The organism is Sphingomonas sp. BK580 (assembly GCF_014194975.1).
GTDB lineage: Bacteria > Pseudomonadota > Alphaproteobacteria > Sphingomonadales > Sphingomonadaceae > Sphingomonas.
This window is the reverse complement of the sequence record NZ_JACIAY010000002.1, coordinates 200,281-219,942: the sequence shown is the minus strand read 5'-3', so window position 1 is coordinate 219,942 and position 19,662 is coordinate 200,281. Positions and strand designations below refer to the sequence as shown.

Genomic DNA, 19,662 nt, shown 5'->3' with positions numbered 1-19,662 from the left:
CCACAAAGGTTTCGTTTTACTCAAGATTTTGCGAGCGCATCGACGCGCTGGACAAGTTGCGCCACCGCGCGCTACTCAGACCCGCGATGACCATGGCCCGCGGCCTCGCCCTGCTGCTTCGACTTACGCGCCCTTAGGCGCGTCACCGCTCGCGCGCTCGTCGCGCCGCGCCTAAGGGCTTGACCGTATCCCCTTCCGCTCCTGTCGAGAGAGCCACCGTCATGCTGCGCGACCCCGCGACCAAATACCGCCCCTTCCCTCCCGTCGAGCTGCCCGACCGGCGCTGGCCCTCGGCCACGATCACGCGCGCGCCGCGCTGGCTCTCCACCGACCTGCGCGACGGCAACCAGGCGTTGATCGATCCGATGGACGCCGAGAAGAAGACGCGCTTCTTCGACCTGCTGGTGAAGGTCGGGCTCAAGGAGATCGAGGTCGGCTTCCCCTCCGCCGGCGCGACCGAGTTCGACTTCATCTCGGGCCTGATCCGCGACGATCGCGTGCCGGAGGACGTGCAGATCCAGGTGCTCACCCAGTCGCGCCGCGACCTTATCGAGCGCAGCTTCGAGAGCCTCGAGGGCGCACACAGCGCGATCGTCCACCTCTATAACGCTGTCAGCCCGGCGTGGCGCAAGATCGTCTTCGGCATGTCGCGCGAGGAGGTGAAGCGGATCGCGGTGGAGGGCGCCAAGGTGCTCCGCGACGAGGCCGCCAAGCGCCCGAACACACGCTGGCAGTTCGAATATTCGCCCGAGACCTTCTCCACCGCCGAGCTCGATTTCTCGCTCGAGGTCTGCGAGGCGGTCGCCGAGGTGCTGGCGCCGACCCCCGAGGCGCCGATCATCTTCAACCTGCCCGCCACGGTCGAGTGTGCCACCCCCAACGTCTACGCCGACCAGATCGAATGGTTCGCGCGCCACCTGCGCCAGCGCGACGCCGCGGTGATCTCGCTCCACACGCACAATGATCGCGGCACCGGCGTCGCCGCCGCGGAGCTCGGCATCATGGCGGGCGCCGACCGGGTCGAGGGCTGCCTGCTCGGCAACGGCGAGCGCACCGGCAACTGCGACCTCGTGACGGTCGCGCTCAACATGTACACGCAGGGCGTCGACCCCGGACTCGACCTCTCCGACATCGACGCGATCGTGAAGACGGTGGAATATGCCACCAACATCCCGGTCCACCCGCGTACGCCCTATGCCGGCGACCTCGTCTTCACCGCCTTCTCGGGCTCGCATCAGGACGCCATCAAGAAGGGCTTCGCCGCCCAGGCGGCGCGCAACGACGGCCTGTGGGAGGTTCCCTATCTGCCGATCGACCCGGCCGACCTCGGCCGCAGCTACGAGGCGGTGATCCGGGTCAACTCGCAATCGGGCAAGGGCGGTGTCGCCTGGGTGATCGAACAGGACAAGGGGCTGCGGCTGCCCAAGCGGCTCCAGGCCGACTTCAGCCGCCACGTCCAGGCGCTGGCGGACGAGACCAGCCGCGAGCTCAACGCCGCCGACATCTGGGGCGCGTTCGAGCGGGCGTATCTGCCGGGGACGAGCGATCGCTTCGTGCTGCGCGACTATGACGAGAGCGGCGCCGCGGGCGAGCGCGTCTTCGTCGGCCGGATCGCCATCGACGGCGAGGAGCGCTCGCTGTCGGGCCGCGGCAACGGCCTGATCTCGGGCGTGATCGCCGCGCTCGCCGACAGCACCGGACCGACGCTCGACGTGGTCGACTATGCCGAGCACGCGATCGGGCACGGCGCGGGCGCGCAGGCGGCGGCCTATCTCGAGTGTCGGACACCCGACGGACGCACCGTCTGGGGTGTCGGCATCGACAGCGATATCGCCACCGCGAGCGTCCGCGCCGTGCTCTCCGCGGCGAACCGCGCGTGACGCGCCGCTACGCCGCCTTCCTGTTCGACATGGACGGGACGCTGATCAACTCGATCCCGTCCGCGGTCCGCGCCTGGACCGCCTGGGCCGAGCGACACCGCGTCGACGTCGACGAGCTGATGGCCGTGATGCACGGCGTAAAGGCGATCGAGACGATCCGCCGCTTCGCCCCTCCCGGTGTCGACCCGCAGCGCGAGTTCGAGCTGCTGCTCCAGGCCGAGATCGACGATGTCGCCGACGTGGTCGAGATCGCGGGCGCGGCGGGTTTCACCGCGGCACTGCCGCCCGAGCGCTGGGCGATCGTCACGTCGGCACCGCGCTCGCTCGCCGAGGTCCGCCTCAAGGCGGCGGGCGTCACCCCGCCGGCGGTGATGGTCACGGCGGACGACGTCGAGCGCGGCAAGCCGGCGCCCGACTGTTTCCTGCTCGCCGCCGAACGGCTCGGGGTCGACGCGCGCGACTGTCTCGTCTGGGAGGACGCGCCCGCGGGCATCGCCGCGGCCGAGGCGGCGGGCGCCGACGTGATGGTGATCTCGGCGACCCATCACGAGCCGCTGGACACGCGCTGGCGCCAGGTCGTCGGCTATGAGGCGCTCACCGTCGCGCTGGAGCAGGATTGGCTGGTACTCGGCGGGCGGTGAGCGCTCCCGAGCTCAGCGTCCCGGCGTCGAGTAGGACGGCGGGTCGCTCGCGGGGAAGGACTCGTCCGACCCCTCGTCGACCAGGTCCCAGCCGCGCGGCTCGACATCGGCCATGTTCTCCGGCCCGGCGTCGCGCACCGGCGGCGTGGTCGTCCGTGGGGGCGTCGCCTCGCGACGCGGTCGCGCTGCACGCTGGCCGAGTAGGAACCCGAGCGCGCCCGCGAGCAGCAGCGTGCCCCAGTCCGGCCCGGGCACCCGTACCGCCTCCATCGTCGTCGAGCGTCCACTCGCCGGACCGCTCGCCTCGACGAAGCTCACCCCGGATTGCTCCTCCAGCGTGAGCGTTCGCCCGTCGCTGGACGTGATCTCGTGGGTCAGTGACTGACCGGCGTCCTCGGGCGTCGCATTGCCCTCGCCGCGCATCCCGCCCGCCGGCGGTGCCTGATCGTTCTCGGGATCGGCGGTGCCGTAGAGTCGGAAGCCCTCGCCGCCCATCAGCCCCGCTCCCGGCAATCGCGCACCACGGCGGCGGCGCAGCCGATCGCGCCGCCGACCAGCGCGAACACCAGCACGTTGTCGGGACCGCGCGCCGGCGCGACATGCCACTTCACCGCGTACACGATCAGCGCCACCACGACGCCGATGGCGAACAGCGTCACGGCACCGCGCGGCTCACCTTTGATCGTCTCGAGCGACATCACTCGACCTCCTGCGACACGCGCCGTACGGCACGCGAGCGGGTCAACGTCGTGGTTTGATAAGCGTTCAAAAACAAATGACTGACGTGGATCACCCGGCTCTTGATCTGGCTCATGTGAGCGCGCGATGACAGGCTACCGCGGCGCTGGTAGGCAGGACCGCGACGGTACGAACCGGGCTTGGGGGCAAGCGACAGATGGGGGCACGCCCTCGCATCATAGACCGTCTGCCGTATGGCAGCGGGAGCGGGCTCCTCGGCCTGGCCGGGGCGGTGGTGCTCTCGCTGGCGGCCGCCGGGCTGCGCCACGCGCTCGACGATCAGTTTCCTCCGGGTTTTCCCTATATCACCTTCTTCCCGGCGGTGATCCTCTCGTCCTTCCTCTTCGGCGCGGGCGCTGGCGCGCTGGCGGGGCTGTTGTGCGGGCTGCTCGCCTGGTACTATTTCATCCCGCCCTTCCAGAGCTTCGCGTTGGAGGGCGGGACGTGGATCGCGCTGCTGTTCTACGCTGCCGCGGCCGGCCTCGACGTGCTGCTCATCCTCTGGTTACAGCGAGCCAATCGCCGACTGCGGGCCGAGCGCGAACGCAACCAGGCCCTGGCGGCGCGCAGCGATCTGCTGTTCCGCGAGCTGCAACATCGCGTCGCCAACAACCTGCAGATGGTCGGCGCGGTCCTCCACCACCATGAGCGCGACGTGACCGATCCGGTCGCCCGCGCCGCGCTCAGCGAGGCGGGGAACAAGCTCGAGCTGATCGGGCGCATCCAGCGCCAGCTCTACGGCAGCGACGGCAGCCCCGTCGCGCTCGACGGCTTCCTCGCGCAGCTCGTGGATGATGTCATGGCAGCGGGTGGTAGGCCCGGGATCCGCCACACCTTGCGCGTCGCGTCGGGAATCGTGCTCGCGCCCGAGGTGGCGATCCCACCCGCGCTGATCCTCGCCGAGGGCATCGCCAACGCGGTCGAGCACGGCTTCGCCGGTCGGACGAGCGGCTGCGTGGCGGTGACCGTGACCCGCGAGGCCGGCGCGATCGCGGTGGTGGTCGCCGACGACGGCGAGGGAGTCCCGCCCGACTTCGCCCTCGACGCCGCTTCCAGTCTCGGGCTGCGCGTGTCGCGCACGTTGGCGCGCCAGATCGGTGGCACGCTCACCTTGAGCGATCGCCCGAGCGGCACCGCCCTCCGGCTGGTCATGCCCGATCGCGCGGGTGGGGCGCTCAGTTGATCTGATCGGGCGGTGCGACCGGGAAGAGCAGCGGCGCGACCGGCACGCCGTCCTCGATCAACTCGCTGACCTCGGCGGCGCTCGCCTGGCCGTGTATCGCGCCCTCGGACCGCTCGCCCTCGTGGAGCGCGCGCGCCTCGGCGGCGAAGTCGCTGCCGACCCAGCGCGAGCGACGCAGCAGCTCGGCCTGGCGCGACGCGAGCTGGCGCAGCACCTCGGCGGGCGACCCCGGCGGCACGACCGCGGGCGCGCGGTTGCCTTTGGCGCCGACGTTGGGTGCCATCACCGCCTTCTCCACCACGGTGTCGCCGCATGTCGGACAGGAGACGAGGCCGCGCTCGCGCTGCTCCTCATAGGCGGTGGTGGAAGCGAACCACGCCTCGAATACATGGGCCTGGGTACAGCGGAGATCGAAGACGATCACGTCCCGCTCAGACGGCGAGCATCGCGTCGAGCCTGCCCGCTCGCTCCAGCGCCGCGAGGTCGTCGGAACCGCCGACGTGGATGCCGTCGATGAAGATCTGCGGCACGGTCGAGCGGCCCGCCGCTCGACCGATCATCTCGGCACGCTTGTCGCGTTCCACCCCGATATCGGTCTCCTCGACCGACACGCCCTTGCGCGCGAGCAGGTTCATCGCGCGCGAGCAATAAGGACAGAACGCCTTGGTGTAGATCTCGACCCGTGCCATGCCGCTTAGTTGTGGTCGCACTCGCGCCGTGTCAATCCGTCCGCGGCAGCACGCGCGCCCAGACCAGCACGGTCACCCGCGCCGCACCCGCGGCGAGCAGCGTCGCGGTGCAGGCGTCGGCCGTGGCACCGCTGGTGTAGACGTCGTCGACCAGCACGATATGCGCCCCGGCGAGACGCGCGCGGCGGCGCTCGGGTACACGGAACGCGTCCGCTACCGCGCGATGCCGCTCGCCCGCGCCGCGCTCGCGCAGCATGGGCGTGGCACGATGACGCTCGAGCAGACGGGGGTGCCACGCCACGCCGCTGCGTCGCGATACGGCGGTGGCGAGCAGCGCTGCCTGATTGTAGCCGCGCGACCACATCCGCCAGCGGTGCAGCGGCACGGGGACCAGCAGCGTCGCCCCGGCCGGTACCCAGCGGGTCATCAGTCGCGCGGCGGTGACGGCGTAAGCGGCGCGACCGCCATGCTTCAGGCGCAGCGCGAGCGTTCGCGCCACCTCGCCATAGGCCACTGCCGCGCACACGCCGGCATGGCGCGGCGGCGCGGCTCGGCAATCGCCGCAGCGCGCGCCGGCGCCCCGCGCGGCGACGAGCGGGAGATGGCACGACTCGCACCAGGGCGGTCCGAGAAAGTGGAGCGTGGCCCAGCAGTCGGCGCAGAAGCGGCCCTGCGCCGAGACGATCGCACCGCAGCCGGGGCAGCGCGGCGGCAGCACCTGATCGATCAGCCGGGTGAGCACGTCGCGCTTGTGGGCGGCGCCGCGAGCGGGCACAAGCGATCGGGCGACCCATGCAGCCTCCCGAGATCTTCGACCGCGCCGCGCGACGCCGGCACCGTGACCGTGCCGCTGCCGGCTATGCCGCGCACGACTTCCTACGCGCGGCGATGCTGGACGGCATCGCCGACCGCCTCGATGCGGTGAAGCGCGACTTCGCCGACGTGCTGGATCTCGGCTGCTTCCGCGGCGAGTACGCCCCTCCGCCGGACGCGCGCGTCGCGCGGCTCGACCCCGGCTTCGCCTTCGCGCGCGCCGCGGGTGGTGTGCAGGCCGACGAGGACCGGCTGCCCTTCGCGGACGGATCGTTCGACCTGGTCGTCGCCGCCGGCACGCTCGACGGGGTCAACGACCTGCCCGGCGCGCTCGCGCTGGCGCGCCGCTCGCTTCGACCGGACGGCCTGTTCCTCGGCGCGTTCGTGGGCGGGGGCAGCCTGGCGCAGCTGCGCGCGGCGTTGCGCGGCGCGGAGGAGCAAGCCGTGGCGCGGCTCCATCCACTGGTCGACGTGCGCTCGGCGGGAGACCTGCTCGTCCGCGCCGGCTTCGCGCTGCCGGTCGCCGACGTCGAGACGCTGAGCGTCGGTTATGCCGGCCTCGGCGGGCTGATCGACGACCTCCGCGGCACCGGTTCGAGCAACGCGCTGGCGGACCGCCACCCGCTGCGCCGCGACGCGCTGGCGCGCGCCGCCGCGGGCTTCGCCGCGCGCGCCGACGCGGATGGCCGCGTGCGCGAGCGGGTCGACCTCGTCTTCCTCACCGGCTGGGCGCCCTCGCCCGATCAGCCGAAGCCGGCACGGCGCGGCAGCGCGAGCACGTCGTTGGCAGCGGCATTGCGCGGGGATGGCCAACGCGCGTCGGAGGCGTAACGCGCGCCTCTACTGCGATCGCGCAGATCCTCTCCTGGCGTCATCCCGAACCGGGTTCAGGCGTCACACCGCCGCTCACGCGTCCGTCGCGGCGCGCGCGGCCCAGTGGATCCTGCGACGAGTTCAGGATGAGGCGCGATAATCGGCCGCCGCCTTCGCGGACGCGCCGCGATGACCGCCTCAGATCAGCTCGTCGTCGTCGCCCTCGGCGAGCAACCGGCCCATCGAGTCGAACAGCGCGTCCATCGCCACCGGCTTAAAGATGACGTCGTCCGCGCCCGCCTCCAGGCAACGCTGGCGCAGGTCGACCGCGGTATCGGCGGTGACGACGATGATCGGCAGGCGCGCCTTGACGTCGCCGCGGGCACGGATGTGGCGGATCGCGGTGATGCCGTCCATGCCCGGCATCCGCAGATCGACGAGGATCACGTCGAACTCGTCGCGGTCGATCAGCTCGAGGCCGAGCTCGGCGCTCTCGGCCTCGACCATGGCGACGCCGGCGACATCGAGCATGTCGCGGACGACGCGCCGGTTCATCCGGTCGTCCTCGATGAACAGAGCCGTCAATGCCGTCACTTCCGCGACCCCCTCCCGCTTCGGCAATGCGACCCGGCTTCTTCTCTCACACCGATCCTACCACATCATGCCGCGTCGCGCACCGTCGCGCGGGGCATCGCCAGCACTGCCGCGACCAACGCTTTCTTGGCTATCGGTTTCTCGATAACCTGGGTGATTGACGCGCCCCATTCGGCTCGCCGTGCCGCGATCTCCGCGGTGGCGAGCACCGCCACCGGCGCGCCCTGCGCCGCGGCGGCGATCGCCGCCAGTTGCGCCGGCAGCGCGGCGGTGTCCAGCGAGGAAGCGTCGACCAGCACGCGCTCCGGAGAGGCGTGCACCACCGCCGCGACCGCCGCCTCGCCGAGGTCATCGACGAAGCGGATCGTACCATGCGCCTCGAACAACGTCTTGTACATGGCGCGGGTGATCGGGTTGCGCTCGACCACGACGAGCGCGACCGCCTCGACCTCCTGCTCGATCCCAGCGGCGGCGACATAGGGCAGGTCGAGCACGAAGGTAGCGCCCTCGCCCAACCGGCTCGTCACGCTGACGTCGCCGCCCATCGCGCGCGCCAGGTTGCGACAGATCGCCAGCCCGAGGCCGGTGCCGCCGAACTGGCGCGTCGTCCCCGCATCGGCCTGGCGGAACGACTCGAAGATGAGCTCCTGCGCCTCGGCAGCGATGCCGATGCCGCTGTCCGAGACCGTCACGCGCAGCCGCTCGCCGGCGACCGCCACGTTCAGCGCGACGTGCCCCGCAGGCGTGAACTTCACCGCGTTGGACAGCAGGTTGAAGATGATCTGCCGCAGCCGCGCGGGGTCACCCATGATCCAGTGCGGCGCGTCCCCGGCGTCGACCTCGAACGCCAGCCCTTTGGCACGTGCGGGATCGCGCCACAGCCGGGTCGACTCAGCGAGGACCGCGCGCAAGTCGAGCGGCACCGTCTCGATCGTCATTCGTCCGGTCTCGATCTTGGCGACGTCCAGGATATCATCCACCAGCGCGCGCATCGTCACGCCGGCGCCATGGACGATGCCGAGCCGGTCGCGCGTCGCCGGATCGAGCGTGGAGTCGGCGATCATCACCTGGGTCATGCCGAGGATGCCGTTGAGGGGCGTTCGGATCTCGTGGCTGGTGGTGGCGAGAAACTCGGTCTTGGCGCGGAGTGCCTTGGCCAATTCGGCGTTGCTGGCGGCGAGATCGGCGTTCGCGGCGCGCACCTCGTTGCGGCTGCGCCGGATCGTGAAGAGGCCGATCGCGAGCAGCGCGATGATCAGCAGCGTGCCCGCGACCGTGCCGTAGAGCAGCAGCCGCTGCGTACGCGCGGTCTGTCGCTCGAACGCGACGGTCTTGGCGAGATCGGCCGCCTTGAGCCGCGCGATCCGCAGCTCCTGGTTGGCGTAATCGAAGCGCGCCGCGGCGAGCGCGGCGCTGTTCGAGCGCGCGATCTCGGTGGCCTGATCGTCGAGGCGCTTGACCGCGCGCAGCTGGGTCAGCGCCGCGGCGGAATCGCCGCTGGCGACGTAGATGCGGTAGGCGATGTCGTGCACGTCACGGTCGACGATCAGCGTATGCTCGGGGTCGACGCCGTCGAGTCGGCGACCGATGAGCACGCGTGCCTCCGCGACGTCACCGGACTGTAACGCGGCCTCCGCGGCGAGCGCGACGAGCTGCGGGCGCTGCACCTCCGCCCCGTCCCTGCGGGTCAGCGCCAGGCCGCGCTGGATCGTCTGGCGCGCGCGTTCGATCTGCCCCTGGCGCAGCTCGGCCTCCGCGACCCCGCTGAAGGCCTGCGCGAGCGCGAGCGGGCTGCGCAGCGTCGCCGCGGCCGCCACGGTGCGTCGGAACGCCGCCTCGGCCTCGGCATAGCGGCCGAGCGCGGTGAGCGATTGGCCGCGACCGTTCTCGATCGCCACGGTCAATCCCGGATCGTCGGCATAGCGTTCCGAGGCCTGCGAGAAGTAGCGCAGCGCCGTGGCATGGTCGTTGGCGCTACGATAGAGCAAGGCGATGTAGGTCAGCGCCTTGGCTTGGCTGCGCAGGTCATGCAGCGCGACATAGCGCTCGTGCGCGCGCTGCAATGCGCCGAGCGCCTCGGTGATCTGCCCCGAGTCGGTCAGCGCGCCGCCCTGCGACAGCAGGATGTCCGCGGCCAGATGCGAGCCGCTGTCCGCTCGCTCCACCTGGCGCTGCGCCGCGGCGAGCAGCGGCAGCGCGCGACGGGGCTGATCGATCCGGGTGAAGGCCTCCGCCTCCAGCCAGTTGAGCGTCGCCGAGCGGATGTAGTCGGCGCGCGTCGACACCGCTCCCAGCGGGCGCCGCGCCTGTTCGACCAGCGTGATCGCGCCGCGCGGGTCGACCAGCATCTGCTCCTGGACCCGCGCGACGAGGGGATCGCTGGTCTCGGCGCTCGCCGGCGTGCCCGTGACCGAGGCGAGCGCCAGCGCGAGCGCCGCGACGAGCCGCGTCAGGCGCGTTTCCACGTCGCGCTCAGCCGCGTGAACGACTCGCGCGTGTCGGCCGAGGCGCGATGGTGGCGCTCCTCCGCGAGGAAGCCGGCGAGCGTCTCCAATTCGACCGGGCGGCTGAGCACATAGCCCTGCACCATGTCGCAGCCCATCACCGAGAGCAGCGCCAGCGCGGCGTGCGTCTCCACCCCCTCGGCGACCACCTCCATGTCGAGCGCGTGCGCGAGGTCGATGGTGGAACGGACGATCAGCGGGTCGCGGTGCGAGCTGGTGATCCCGGTGATGAACAGTTTGTCGATCTTCAACTCGCGCGCGGGCAGCTGCTTGAGATAGGCCAGGCTCGACAGGCCGGCGCCATAGTCGTCGATCGAGACGGTGATGCCGATCGAGTCGAACCGCTGCAGGTTGGCGATCGCGCCATCGGGGTCGCGGATCACCGCGGTCTCGGTGATCTCGAAGCCGAGCCGCGCGTCCGGTGCCGCCGCGACATAATGACACACCGCCTCGGCGAAGGCCGCGTCGGCCAGCACCTGACCGGATATGTTGATGAAGATGCGGACGTCCTGGCCGAGCCGGCGCAGCCGGCGCTGATCCTGGATCGCCCGACGCACGGTCCACAGCGTCAGCGGCCCGACGCGACCGCCCTCCTCGGCCAGGGGGATGAAATCGGCGGGGGGGATCAGGCCGCGGGTCGGGTGGCGCCAACGGATCAGCGCCTCCGCGCTCTTGATCACCTGCTGACGGACGTGGAGCTTGGGCTGATAGAACAGCTCCATCTCATCCTCCGCCAGCGCCCGGTCGAGCTCGCTCGCCAGGTCCTCGCCGGCGACCAGCGCGGCACCGATGGCCTCGCCGCCGGGTGCCGCGAGCGCCTGGGCCAGCGCGGCCTCGCTGGTCTCGGCCAGCGTCACGTCGTCGACCTCGGGCGCCGCGACCGCGCTGCCCACCGCCCAGCCATGACGCGCGGCCGCGTCGCACCGCTCGTCTGCCGGATCGAAGAAGGCCCGCACTGCCGCCGAAACATGCTCCACCTCGTCGAGTGCGCCATCGCACCTAACACGTATCACATCCTGCCCTACCGCGACGACCTGCGCCAGCGGCAGCACGCGAGCGAGACGCGCGGCGACCGCGCGCGTCAGGTCGGCCGCGGCCGCGGCACCGAGCAAGCGCCGCACCACGGCGAAGTCGCGCAGTCCTGCCAGCCATTCGCCGCGGCGGAGGAGACCCGCGGCCTGGCTGATGCGTGCTTCGTCGACCGGTCCGGACGGCGTCGAGGGGCAAGGCATATCCATTCCGGAGCCACCCTAGGCAGGCGAGCTTAATGAATAGCTTAAGACGTCCCACTTTGGGTTAACCACTGGTTAACGTCGTTGAGAAGTGGTGAAAAAAGCGTTACCTGCGCGTTACCCTTCGGGGGGGTTGAGCAAGAAATAGGGAGAAGACCCATGTTCGCATTCGTTCTCGCGCTGATCGGTTTCGTCGGCACCACCATTCGCCCCTGGTAATCGGGAGTAGATCGATGCTCGCTTTCGTTCTCGCGCTGGTCGGCTTCGTCGGCACCACCATCCGTCCCTGGTAATCGGAGGCACGTGATGTTCGCTTTCATTCTCGCGTTGGTTGGCTTCGTCGGCACGACCATCCGTCCCTGGTAATCGGAGACAATCGATGTTCGCTTTCATTCTCGCGCTGGTCGGCTTCGTCGGCACCACCATCCGTCCCTGGTAAGCGGATCCTTGGCCCGGTGCGCGTCGCGACTGCCGCGCCGCCACCGGGACCAAGTATTGGGACATTATCTCTTCATCCGAGTGCCTGATCGGTCCGCGCCGAACTCGACGGCCTCGGCGACCGAGCCGAAGCGGAGCGCCAGCACGTCGAGCGCGTAATTCTGGTTCAGCCGCCATGGTCTACGATGCCCCTGGCGCGGCAACGACGACAGCGCGCGCCGGATATAGCCCGAGCTCAGATCCGCGAACGGCACCTCGGTCACGCTGCCAAGCCGCACGCGCGGTGTCGCACTCACCGCCCCGCGCCGCCGCATCGTACGGCGCAGACGACAGAGATAGGCGGCGACCAAGTCCGCCTTCAGCGTCCACGAGGCGTTGGTGTAGCCGAACGCGAAGCTGAAGTTCGGCACGTCGGACAGCATCATCCCCTTGTACTGGAGCGATCGGGCCGGATCGATGATCGTCCCGTTCCGGGACAAAGCGAGTCCGCCGAACAATAAAATGTCGAGGCCGGTGGCGGTCACGACGATCTCGGCCTCGACATGGGTGCCGTCGAGAAGCAGCAGGCCGTCGCGGGTCAGACGGTCGATGGTTCCGGTGGCGACGCTGGCGCGCCCATCGCGCAGCGCGGCGAAGAGATCACCGTCGGGGACGAGACAGAGCCGCTGGTCCCAGGGATCGTAGCGCGGGGTGAAATGGGTCGCGACGTCATATCCGGCGCCGAGCTCGTGGCGCACCATCGCGATCAGACGCCGCGCGACCGCACGCGGTCGCCTCCTCGCCAACCGATAGAAGAATTGCCCGAGCAGCACGTTCTTCCAGCGCGTGGCAGCATAAGCCGCGCGTTCCGGCAGCACCTTCCGCAGGCGGTCCGCGATGCGGTCGCGCGCCGGTCTCGACACGACATAGCTCGGTGAACGCTGCACCATCGTGACATGCGCCGCCGTGCGCGCCAGCGCCGGCACCAGCGTCACCGCGGTCGCACCGCTGCCGATCACCGCGATGCGGCGTCCGGCATAGTCGAGCCGCTCGGGCCAGAATTGCGGGTGGACGATCGTGCCCGCGAACGCTTCCTCCCCGGCGAAAGCGGGCCGATGCGCGCGATCATAGGAATAATAGCCGGTGCAGGCGTGGAGCCAGTCGCAGGCGAGCGAGACCGGCGCTGCGCCCTCCCGCTCGATCGTGAGGGTCCAGCCCGACTCGGCGCTCGACCAACCCGCCGCGGTGACGCGATGACCGAAGCGGATGTGCTCGGCGACGCCCTCCTCGCGCGCGGTCTCCTCGATGTACGCGCGGATCGCGGGGCCGTCGGCGATCGCCTCGGCGGCGCGCCAAGGGCGGAAGCTATAGCTGAGCGTGTGCATGTCCGAGTCCGAGCGGATGCCGGGATAACGGAACAGGTCCCACGTGCCGCCGATCGCGTGCCGGGCCTCGAGGATCAGGAAGCGTTGGTCGGGTAGTCTCCGCCGCAACTGGCAGGCCGCACCGATGCCCGACAGGCCCGCGCCGATGATGATGACGTCGTACCGCTCCACCGCGCCTCTCCCCGTGACGCGGTAGAGATAGCGGTTGGGAGCGGCGACGCCAGCGAGCGGGCGGCCGAGCGGGCACCGCCCCTCGGCCGCCTCGCTGCGCTAGAAGTCGCGCGAGTAGCGCAGTTGCACGTTCGACCCGCCGAACGACCCCGCCTGCGACAGCACGCTGATCGCCCGCGTCAGCGCGATCGTCAGCTGCGTCGCGGTGAAGCCGCGCGCGTCGGTGACGATCTCGACGTAGATGTCGTCGGTCAGATACTTGCCCGCGGCCAGCGCCGAGCCGCGCCCGCTCGCCTCGTCCGCGCCGAGGATGCGCAGCCGGTCGAAACCGGTGGCGGAGCGCAGCTTGCCGAGCGGGTTGAGCCCGCCGCCCGAGCCGCGCAGCGAGTTGAGCGCGCTCGCCAGCTGGATCGCCTCGGTCGCCGAGAGATTCTCCGGGTTGGTGCCGAACAGCAGGCGGCTCAGCACCTCGTCCTGCGGCAGCGAGGGAGTCGAGGTGAAGGCGATCTGCGGTCGCTGGCCGGTACCGGTAATGGCGATGTTGAAGGTGACGTTGTCGTTGGTGGTGGTCGCCAGGATGTTGATGTCCGGATCGGTCAGCGCGCCGCCGCGGAAGCGCACCTGCCCGCGCTCCACCTCGAAGCGCTTGCCCGCGAAGGAATAGGTGCCGCGCACGAGGTCGAGCCCGCCGTTGATCACCGGCGCCGCCGAGGTGCCGCCGACGCGCATGTCCATCTGCCACTCGCTCTCCAGCCCCATGCCCGAGACATAGAGCTGGTTGTCAGCGCGGAGACGCAGGTCGAGCTTGAACAGGCCCGGCGGCGACGCGGGCGCGGGCGGCTGTCCCGCCGCCTTCGCCGCGGCCGCGGCGGCCTGCTGGGCGAGGACCTCGCTCTTCTTGCGCACGCCGGTGAGCTCGGGCACCTCGGCGGCGCCCTGTCGGATGATCTCGTAGCGCGCGTTGGGCACGTTGATCTGGCCGCTGATCAGCCCGCCGCTCGCGCTGTTCTGGATGCGGATGTCGCCGCTGGCGGTGGCGCCGAGCGCGTCGGAGCGCGCCAGCTGCGCGTCGCGCATCGCAACGCGGAGGTCGAGCGGGAAGCCTTGCGCCGCCGCGAGTCCGACATTGCCCTGCGCCTGCACGCTCCCCTGCCCGGCGCGCGCCTGCAGCTGCTGCAGCTCGAGCCGGTCGTTGTTGAAGCGCGCCGCGATCTTCATGTTGGTCAGGCGCGTGCCATAGGCCTCGTTGTCGTAGGTGAGGTTGTCGGCGCGGATCAGCCCGATCACGCGCGGCGCCGAGACGGCGCCGCCGAAGTCGGCCGCGATCGCCATCGGCCCGGTCAGCTGCTGCTGCGCCAGGCCGGCGAAGCTGAACAGCACGCCCGCGGGCCCGTTGTAGCGGATCCCGCCGCCGAGCGGCCCCTGCATCAGCCGGGTCGTCCAGCTGCCGCTGCCCGACGGGGTCAGCGTCGCCACCAGGCGCCCGACCGGCGTACCGGCGCGCTTGATCAGCGCGCGCCCCTCGCCCGCCGCGCTCGACAGCCGGCCCTGGAACACGACGTCGACCGGCTCGGACACCGCGACCAGGCTCGATCGGGTAAAGTTGGTGACGTTGAGCCGCGCATCCGCGCGCGGGAACGCCTCGCCCTTGTCCTGGACATAGTCGAGGCTGCCGGTCGCCTGACCGTTGACGCCGAGGTTGGGCACGAGCGCGCTGATCAGCGACAGGTCGAGCCGGTCGAGCCGCATCTGCGCCTGGGTCGCGCCGCCGCCGAATCGACCGGCGAGCCGCAGCGAGCCCTTGTCGAAGTCGAGCCGCGCCGGCTCGAGCCGGTAACCGCCGTTCGCCGGCACGATCCGCGCCGGCTGGGCGGTGCGGAAGGCGACGTTGTTCGCCGCGCCGCTCAGCGCGACCAGATAGAGGCTGGGCGACAGCCGCGAGTTGACGGCGAGGCGGAAGGGCACGCCGTTGGAGCCGTTGAACAGCGCCTGAGCGGTCCCCGCGCCGTCGCGATAGTTCACCTTGACGCGGCCGGTCTGGAGCAGCGTCGCGCCGTAGCGCAGGTTGGCGACCTGCGCGTCCGCGACGATCTGCGGCTTGTCGTAGAGCACCGCGTCGGCCGTGACGATCGCGCGGCCGATGCTGAAGCCGGCCATGCCCGGGATCGTCGCGCCGGCGGCGCGCGCGTCGACGCTCGCGCGCTGATACTTGCCCTGCGCGCCGAGCGCGACATTGCCGTTCAGCCCGTTGCCGGCGAAGCGCACCTGCCCCGCGAAGGGGCCGGCGGCGGTCTGTACGACGCGGCCGGCGAAGTCGATGCCGGCGAACAGCACGCGGCGGATGTCGACCGCGAGCCGGTTGCCCGGCGTCACCAGCACGTCGGCAGTGAAGGCGCCGTAGTTGGTGCCACCGCTGGCGTTGACCTGATAGGCGCCGCCGCGACCCACCACGCGCGCGTCGAGGTTGGCGAGTCCAATCCCTACGCCGGGTCGTGGCGCCCGCAGCCGCACGACGGGCGCGGTCGAGGAGCCGGTCACGCGCGCGTAGAGCGGGCCGTACTGGGTCGAATAGGCGTCGGCGTCGACCAGCAGCGCGCCGTTGGCGGGGTCGAAGCGACCCTGCCCGCGGGTGACCCGGAACTGCGGCGCGTTGAGCGACAGGCTCTGGAACGTCACCACCCCCGTCGGCGAGTAGCCGAAGCGCGTGCTCATCACCGCGTTGCCGCCGAGGAAGTTGCGGACGCCCTCGTTGAACAGCTGCTTGGTCTGGAGCGCGACCTTGCCGGTGATGCCGAACCCGCCGTCCGGCCCGGGCACGAGCTTGGCGTCGGTCTGGACGTTGATCACGCCGACGCTGTCGACGCGGAAGTTGTTGACGCGGCCCTGCAGGCCGCCGGTGTAGCGGCCGGTGGCGGTGTTGGCGGCGATGATCGCGGTCGCGTCGATCGTGTCCGAGCGGATGCGGAGATTGTCGGACAGGATGTTGGGCATGGCGATCGCGAGGTCGCCGTCGATCCGCGCGTTGGTGGTGAGCCCGCCGAGCGCGGCGTTGAGCCCGGCGATGCGGCGCGCACGCGCGTGCACCGGCACCAGGATGCGGTCGCTGTTCACCCGCGCCAGACCCTCGGCATACAGCCCCTGCACCGAGGTCTGCTGGAAGCCGAGCGCGGCGGCGCGGATCTTGTAGTCGACCGTCGGGGTCGCGAAGGCGCCGTTGAGCACCACGCGCGCGAGCACGTCGCGCCCGCTCACGCCCGGCATGATCGCGCCGGGCGTCAGCAGCTTGGCATCGACCGCGAAGTTGCCGAAGCTGCTGTTGGCGAGGTCGAGCAGACCGCCCGCGTCGACCGCGAGCGCCTGCGAGGCGAGCTTGATCCGCGTGTCCGCGCGGCGCTCGGCGAGCGTGACGTCGGCTGCGACGGTGAGCGCGGGCGCGGTCAGCCGCTCCACCGGCCCCTCGATGTAGAGGCCCGGCCGCGTCGGGCCGCGCACCTCGATATGGCCGTCGCGCGCGGTGATGGCGAGGTTGGCGAGCTCGCCGCCGCCGAGGTTCGCCAGCAGGCGCCCCTGCCACGCGGCCCAGCTGCCGCGGCCGCCGATCGTGGCGGTGAGCGGCGCCTTGAGCCCCGCGAGCTGCGCCACCGCACCGTTGGCGGGGGCGCTGAGCCGCACGTCGAGGTCGAGCTTGTCGTCGTCGGGCACGGCGTCGAGCCGCACCCGCGCGACGTCGCCGCCGGCGACGCCGGGGGCGCGCAGCGTCGCCGCGTCGACCACGAGCTGCGCGCGCCGGTCGGCGATATGTGCCTGACCGTCGAAGCGTGCGACATGGCGCGCGCCGGCGACCGGCGGCTCCATGACGAAGCGGCCGACGCGGAGCCGGTCGATGTCGATGTCGAGGTCGGGCAGCAGCGGCGCGTTCTCGTCCTCGGGCGTGGTCGGCGTCGGCTTCAGCTCGGGGTTGCGCCGCAGCGTGATCAGGTCGGCCGAGACGCTGCGCACGTCGACGTGGTTGCGGACGAAGGCGAACGGGCGCCAGTCGAGGTCGAGCCGCGGCGAGGTCAGGAACACGCCCTTGGGATCGCTGACCCGCACGTCGCTGAGCCGGAGCTGGCCGTAGAGCGAGCCGTCGATCCGCCCGACCTTGATGTTGAGGCCCGAGGCGGTGGTGTAGCCGCCGATCTTGTCGGCGACGAAGCGGCGGCCGGGGTCGGTGTTGATCCCCAGCACGATCGCGACGACGAGCAGCACCAGCGCCACGATCGCGATGCCGACCCACTTCAGCACGCGTTGCCAGAGAGGACGGCGGACGACGACGGTCTCGCCCGCGGTCGGGAGCGTGTCCTCGGCCATCAGAATGCCTGCCCGATCGAGATGTAGAGCGCGATCTTGCCGTCCCCTTCGCGCGGGTTGAGCGGGGTCGCCACGTCGACGCGCAGCGGCCCGAAGTTGGTGTAGAAGCGGCCGCCGATGCCGGCGCCGATGCGCAGGTCGCTGCCCTTGGGCAGGCTGCTCTCATAGGCGTTGCCCGCGTCGACGAAGGGCACGATCCCGAAATTGCCGAAGCGGTAGCGCGCCTCGAGCGCGAACTCGTTGATGCTGCGGCCGCCGAGCGGGCGCAGGTCGGCGCGGTCGACGTTGCCGCTCGAGTCGGGGGTGAGCGAGGCGACCGGCTCGAGCGGCCCGAGCCGCTGGAAGCCGTAGCCGCGCACCGAGCCGCCGCCGCCGCCGTAATAGCGCCGCGACGGCGCGATGTCGTCGCGCGCGATGCCGAAGATGCTGCCCGCGCGCGCGCGGCCCGCGATCACCAGGCTGTCGCTCACGGGGTAATAGGCCGTGCCCTCGATCAGCGTGCGCGCATAGGGCTTGGTCTGGCCCGAGACCGACACCTCGGGGCTGACGTTGAGCTTGAGGCGGTAGCCGCGGGTCGGGTTGAGCAGGTCGTCCGACGTGTCGAACAGCACCTGCCCCGGCAGCGCGAACACGCCGTAGGTGCGGCGGTCGCGGTCGAACTTGTCAAAGTCGAACACGCTCTCGTTGGTGCCGACCAGCTCGAACCCGTAAGCGTAGGTGAACTTCTTCTGCCAGATCGGAGTCGAGTCGTAGCTCACCCGGCCCGACAGCGTGCCGGTGAAGGCGTCGAACGCGTCGTAGCTGGAGTGGTTGGCGCTCGCGAGCAGGCTGACGGTGCGGTCGCGCTTGCCCGCGTTCTGGCGCCGCAGCCCGACCGACAGGCCCTGCTGCTGCGTGCCCGCGATCACGCCGAGGATCAGCGCGCCCTCGGGCGGGAAGCGGTTGCGGTTGGTGAAATTGGCCTCGGCCTTGACGCCCTCGCCCGTGTTGAAGCCGACCGAGCCCGACAGGCTCTTCGCCGGCCCCCGCGTCTGCCGCACCAGCAGGTCGACCTGCTCGGTCCCGTCCGCCGCGGTGACGCCGGTGCGCACCGGCTCGACTCCGACGCCGTTGAACAGACCGGTCGCGACCAGCGCCTCGCGCAGGTCGTCGGTGAGCCGCGCGTCGTACAACTGCCCCTGGTCGAAGCGCGGAAAGACGTTGAGATGCTTGAGATCGAACACCGGATCGCCCTCGGTCCGCAGCACGCCGAAGGAGGAGCGCGGGCCGGTGTCGACCGGCAGGGTGTAATCGCCCTTGCCGGTCTGCTCGTCGAGCAGCACGTCGCGCTCGCCGACCTTGACGAACGGATAGCCCTGCTGCGGCAGGCGCAGGCTCACGTTGGCCTCGGCGCCCTGGATCCGCGCCGCCTCGATCGGGTCGCCGACCTTGAGCGGGAGCTCGCGACGGACGAGCTCGGGCGGCTGGGTAGCATCGGCCTTCACCGTGACGCTGCCGAGGTTGTACTGCTGCCCCGGCGAGGCGGTGACCAGCGCGCGCAGTCTCGCCGGCGTACCCGCGACGGTCTCCACCGTCGCCACTGCGGTGCCGTCATAATAGCCGAGCGACTTCATCAGACGCAGCGCCAGCTGCTCGTCCTCGCGCGCGCGCGCCGAGACCTGGGTGGCATTGTCCGCCTTGCCGCCGCCTTTCTTGAGCGCGGAGAGCGAGTCGAACTCGTCGGTCAGCCCGAGCGGATCGAGCCCCTGCACCTCGCTGGCGTAGCGCACGTCCGGCTGGTCGCCGCTCGCCGGGTCGGCGACGGTCTGCAGCGGCGCGGTGTTGAAGGTGGAGAGCGGCTCGAGCGGCTGGGCGAGTTGCGGGTCCTGCGGCGGCGCCGGCGGCAGCGCGCCGGGCGTGATCGGCTGCTGCGCCGCCGCCCGCGCGGGAGCCTGGGCGGGATCGGCGGCGGTCGGCGCGGGCGTCGCCGCGGCATCGGCCGGAATCGGCTCGAGCGGCGCGTTGAGATCGCCCGACAAGGGCGGCAGCGCGGCGTCGAACTCGGTCTCGGGAACGATCGGCGTGCTGTCGGCAGACGGCGCGGCCTCGGCGGGCTTGGGCGTATCGGGGCCCTGAGCGGGGGCGGTGCCCGGCTTCTGCATCTGCGCCGAAGCGGCCGCACAGCCCAACGCCAAACCCGCGGTGGCGAGCAGCAGGCGCGAGCGACGAACAGAAAAAGACAAGAATTACGCCCCTTTAGGTGAGGCATGCGG

At 71.0% G+C, this 19,662-nt stretch carries 15 protein-coding genes; 4 read left to right on the top strand and 11 right to left on the bottom strand.

All coding sequences use genetic code 11. The features are described 5' to 3' along the window. The first annotated feature begins 221 nt into the window (after positions 1-221). Both leuA and FHY05_RS04225 read left to right on the top strand, forming a co-directional pair. The gene (leuA, locus tag FHY05_RS04230; protein WP_183943152.1) at positions 222-1,880 is read left to right on the top strand and encodes a 2-isopropylmalate synthase; all 1,659 of its coding nucleotides are present in this window, start codon (positions 222-224) and stop codon (positions 1,878-1,880) included. Continuing rightward, positions 1,877-2,521, top strand: coding sequence for an HAD-IA family hydrolase (locus FHY05_RS04225; protein WP_311732369.1), 645 nt, complete (start codon positions 1,877-1,879; stop codon positions 2,519-2,521). The genes leuA and FHY05_RS04225 overlap by 4 nt, the downstream gene beginning before the upstream one ends. A 12-nt stretch (positions 2,522-2,533) precedes the next feature. Here the strand turns inward: FHY05_RS04225 and FHY05_RS22385 are convergent, their stop codons facing one another. Together FHY05_RS22385 and FHY05_RS04215 are read right to left on the bottom strand one after the other, a co-directional pair. Beyond that, positions 2,534-3,016: a hypothetical protein gene (locus FHY05_RS22385; protein WP_260181200.1), complete on the bottom strand. Its 483-nt coding sequence runs from the start codon at positions 3,014-3,016 to the stop codon at positions 2,534-2,536. Continuing rightward, a complete protein-coding gene (locus tag FHY05_RS04215) occupies positions 3,016-3,219 on the bottom strand; it encodes a hypothetical protein (protein WP_183943151.1) in 204 nt (67 codons plus the stop codon). Before FHY05_RS04215 ends, FHY05_RS22385 begins: the two co-directional genes overlap by 1 nt. Positions 3,220-3,416: 197 nt before the next feature. Here FHY05_RS04215 and FHY05_RS04210 point away from each other — a divergent pair, with 197 nt between their 5' ends. Continuing rightward, a complete protein-coding gene (locus tag FHY05_RS04210; RefSeq protein ID WP_183943150.1) occupies positions 3,417-4,442 on the top strand; it encodes a sensor histidine kinase in 1,026 nt (341 codons plus the stop codon). On the opposite strand, the gene FHY05_RS04205 is transcribed toward FHY05_RS04210, so the two are convergent. The 3 genes from FHY05_RS04205 to FHY05_RS04195 are packed head-to-tail and all read right to left on the bottom strand — an operon-like array spanning position 4,435 to position 5,906. Continuing rightward, complete coding sequence (locus tag FHY05_RS04205) at positions 4,435-4,866, bottom strand: DUF1178 family protein (RefSeq protein WP_183943149.1); 432 nt, start codon at positions 4,864-4,866, stop codon at positions 4,435-4,437. The two genes, FHY05_RS04210 and FHY05_RS04205, sit on opposite strands and share 8 nt — an antisense overlap. A 7-nt stretch (positions 4,867-4,873) precedes the next feature. After that, positions 4,874-5,131, bottom strand: coding sequence for a glutaredoxin 3 (gene grxC / locus FHY05_RS04200; protein WP_183943148.1), 258 nt, complete (start codon positions 5,129-5,131; stop codon positions 4,874-4,876). 31 nt (positions 5,132-5,162) lie between these two features. After that, entirely contained in the window at positions 5,163-5,906 is a 744-nt protein-coding gene (locus FHY05_RS04195) for a ComF family protein (protein WP_311732368.1), read from the bottom strand. 17 nt (positions 5,907-5,923) lie between these two features. On the opposite strand from FHY05_RS04195, the gene FHY05_RS04190 reads away from it, so the two are divergent. Further along, positions 5,924-6,775 carry a class I SAM-dependent methyltransferase gene (locus tag FHY05_RS04190; protein WP_183943147.1) on the top strand — a complete coding sequence of 284 codons (852 nt, stop codon included), beginning with the start codon at positions 5,924-5,926 and terminating at the stop codon, positions 6,773-6,775. Positions 6,776-6,955: 180 nt separating this feature from the next. Here the strand turns inward: FHY05_RS04190 and FHY05_RS04185 are convergent, their stop codons facing one another. The 6 genes from FHY05_RS04185 to FHY05_RS04160 form a co-directional block, all read right to left on the bottom strand. Beyond that, positions 6,956-7,342 (bottom strand): response regulator, encoded by a 387-nt coding sequence (locus FHY05_RS04185; protein ID WP_183943540.1) that lies wholly within the window; start codon positions 7,340-7,342, stop codon positions 6,956-6,958. A gap of 74 nt (positions 7,343-7,416) precedes the next feature. Beyond that, positions 7,417-9,816 (bottom strand): ATP-binding protein, encoded by a 2,400-nt coding sequence (locus FHY05_RS04180; protein ID WP_183943146.1) that lies wholly within the window; start codon positions 9,814-9,816, stop codon positions 7,417-7,419. After that, complete coding sequence (locus tag FHY05_RS04175; protein ID WP_260181198.1) at positions 9,801-11,093, bottom strand: EAL domain-containing protein; 1,293 nt, start codon at positions 11,091-11,093, stop codon at positions 9,801-9,803. Before FHY05_RS04175 ends, FHY05_RS04180 begins: the two co-directional genes overlap by 16 nt. A 497-nt stretch (positions 11,094-11,590) precedes the next feature. Next, entirely contained in the window at positions 11,591-13,060 is a 1,470-nt protein-coding gene (locus tag FHY05_RS04170) for an NAD(P)/FAD-dependent oxidoreductase (RefSeq protein ID WP_183943145.1), read from the bottom strand. Positions 13,061-13,159: 99 nt separating this feature from the next. Next, positions 13,160-17,410, bottom strand: a complete 4,251-nt coding sequence (locus FHY05_RS04165) for a translocation/assembly module TamB domain-containing protein (RefSeq protein WP_183943144.1) — start codon at positions 17,408-17,410, stop codon at positions 13,160-13,162. Beyond that, on the bottom strand, positions 17,410-19,551 hold the full coding sequence (locus tag FHY05_RS04160; protein ID WP_183943538.1) for an autotransporter assembly complex family protein: 2,142 nt from the start codon (positions 19,549-19,551) through the stop codon (positions 17,410-17,412). Before FHY05_RS04160 ends, FHY05_RS04165 begins: the two co-directional genes overlap by 1 nt. Positions 19,552-19,662 lie beyond the last annotated feature (111 nt).

Bases quoted from the DNA above. Each gene is read 5' to 3' on its own strand.
- leuA (WP_183943152.1), top strand. From the start codon at position 222: ATGCTGCGCGACCCCGCGACCAAATACCGCCCCTTCCCTCCCGTCGAG.
- FHY05_RS22385 (WP_260181200.1), bottom strand. From the start codon at position 3,016: ATGGGCGGCGAGGGCTTCCGACTCTACGGCACCGCCGATCCCGAGAAC.
- FHY05_RS04215 (WP_183943151.1), bottom strand. From the start codon at position 3,219: ATGTCGCTCGAGACGATCAAAGGTGAGCCGCGCGGTGCCGTGACGCTG.
- FHY05_RS04210 (WP_183943150.1), top strand. From the start codon at position 3,417: ATGGGGGCACGCCCTCGCATCATAGACCGTCTGCCGTATGGCAGCGGG.
- grxC (WP_183943148.1), bottom strand. From the start codon at position 5,131: ATGGCACGGGTCGAGATCTACACCAAGGCGTTCTGTCCTTATTGCTCG.
- FHY05_RS04190 (WP_183943147.1), top strand. From the start codon at position 5,924: ATGCAGCCTCCCGAGATCTTCGACCGCGCCGCGCGACGCCGGCACCGT.
- FHY05_RS04175 (WP_260181198.1), bottom strand. From the start codon at position 11,093: ATGGATATGCCTTGCCCCTCGACGCCGTCCGGACCGGTCGACGAAGCA.
- FHY05_RS04165 (WP_183943144.1), bottom strand. From the start codon at position 17,410: ATGGCCGAGGACACGCTCCCGACCGCGGGCGAGACCGTCGTCGTCCGC.
- FHY05_RS04160 (WP_183943538.1), bottom strand. From the start codon at position 19,551: ATGCAGAAGCCGGGCACCGCCCCCGCTCAGGGCCCCGATACGCCCAAG.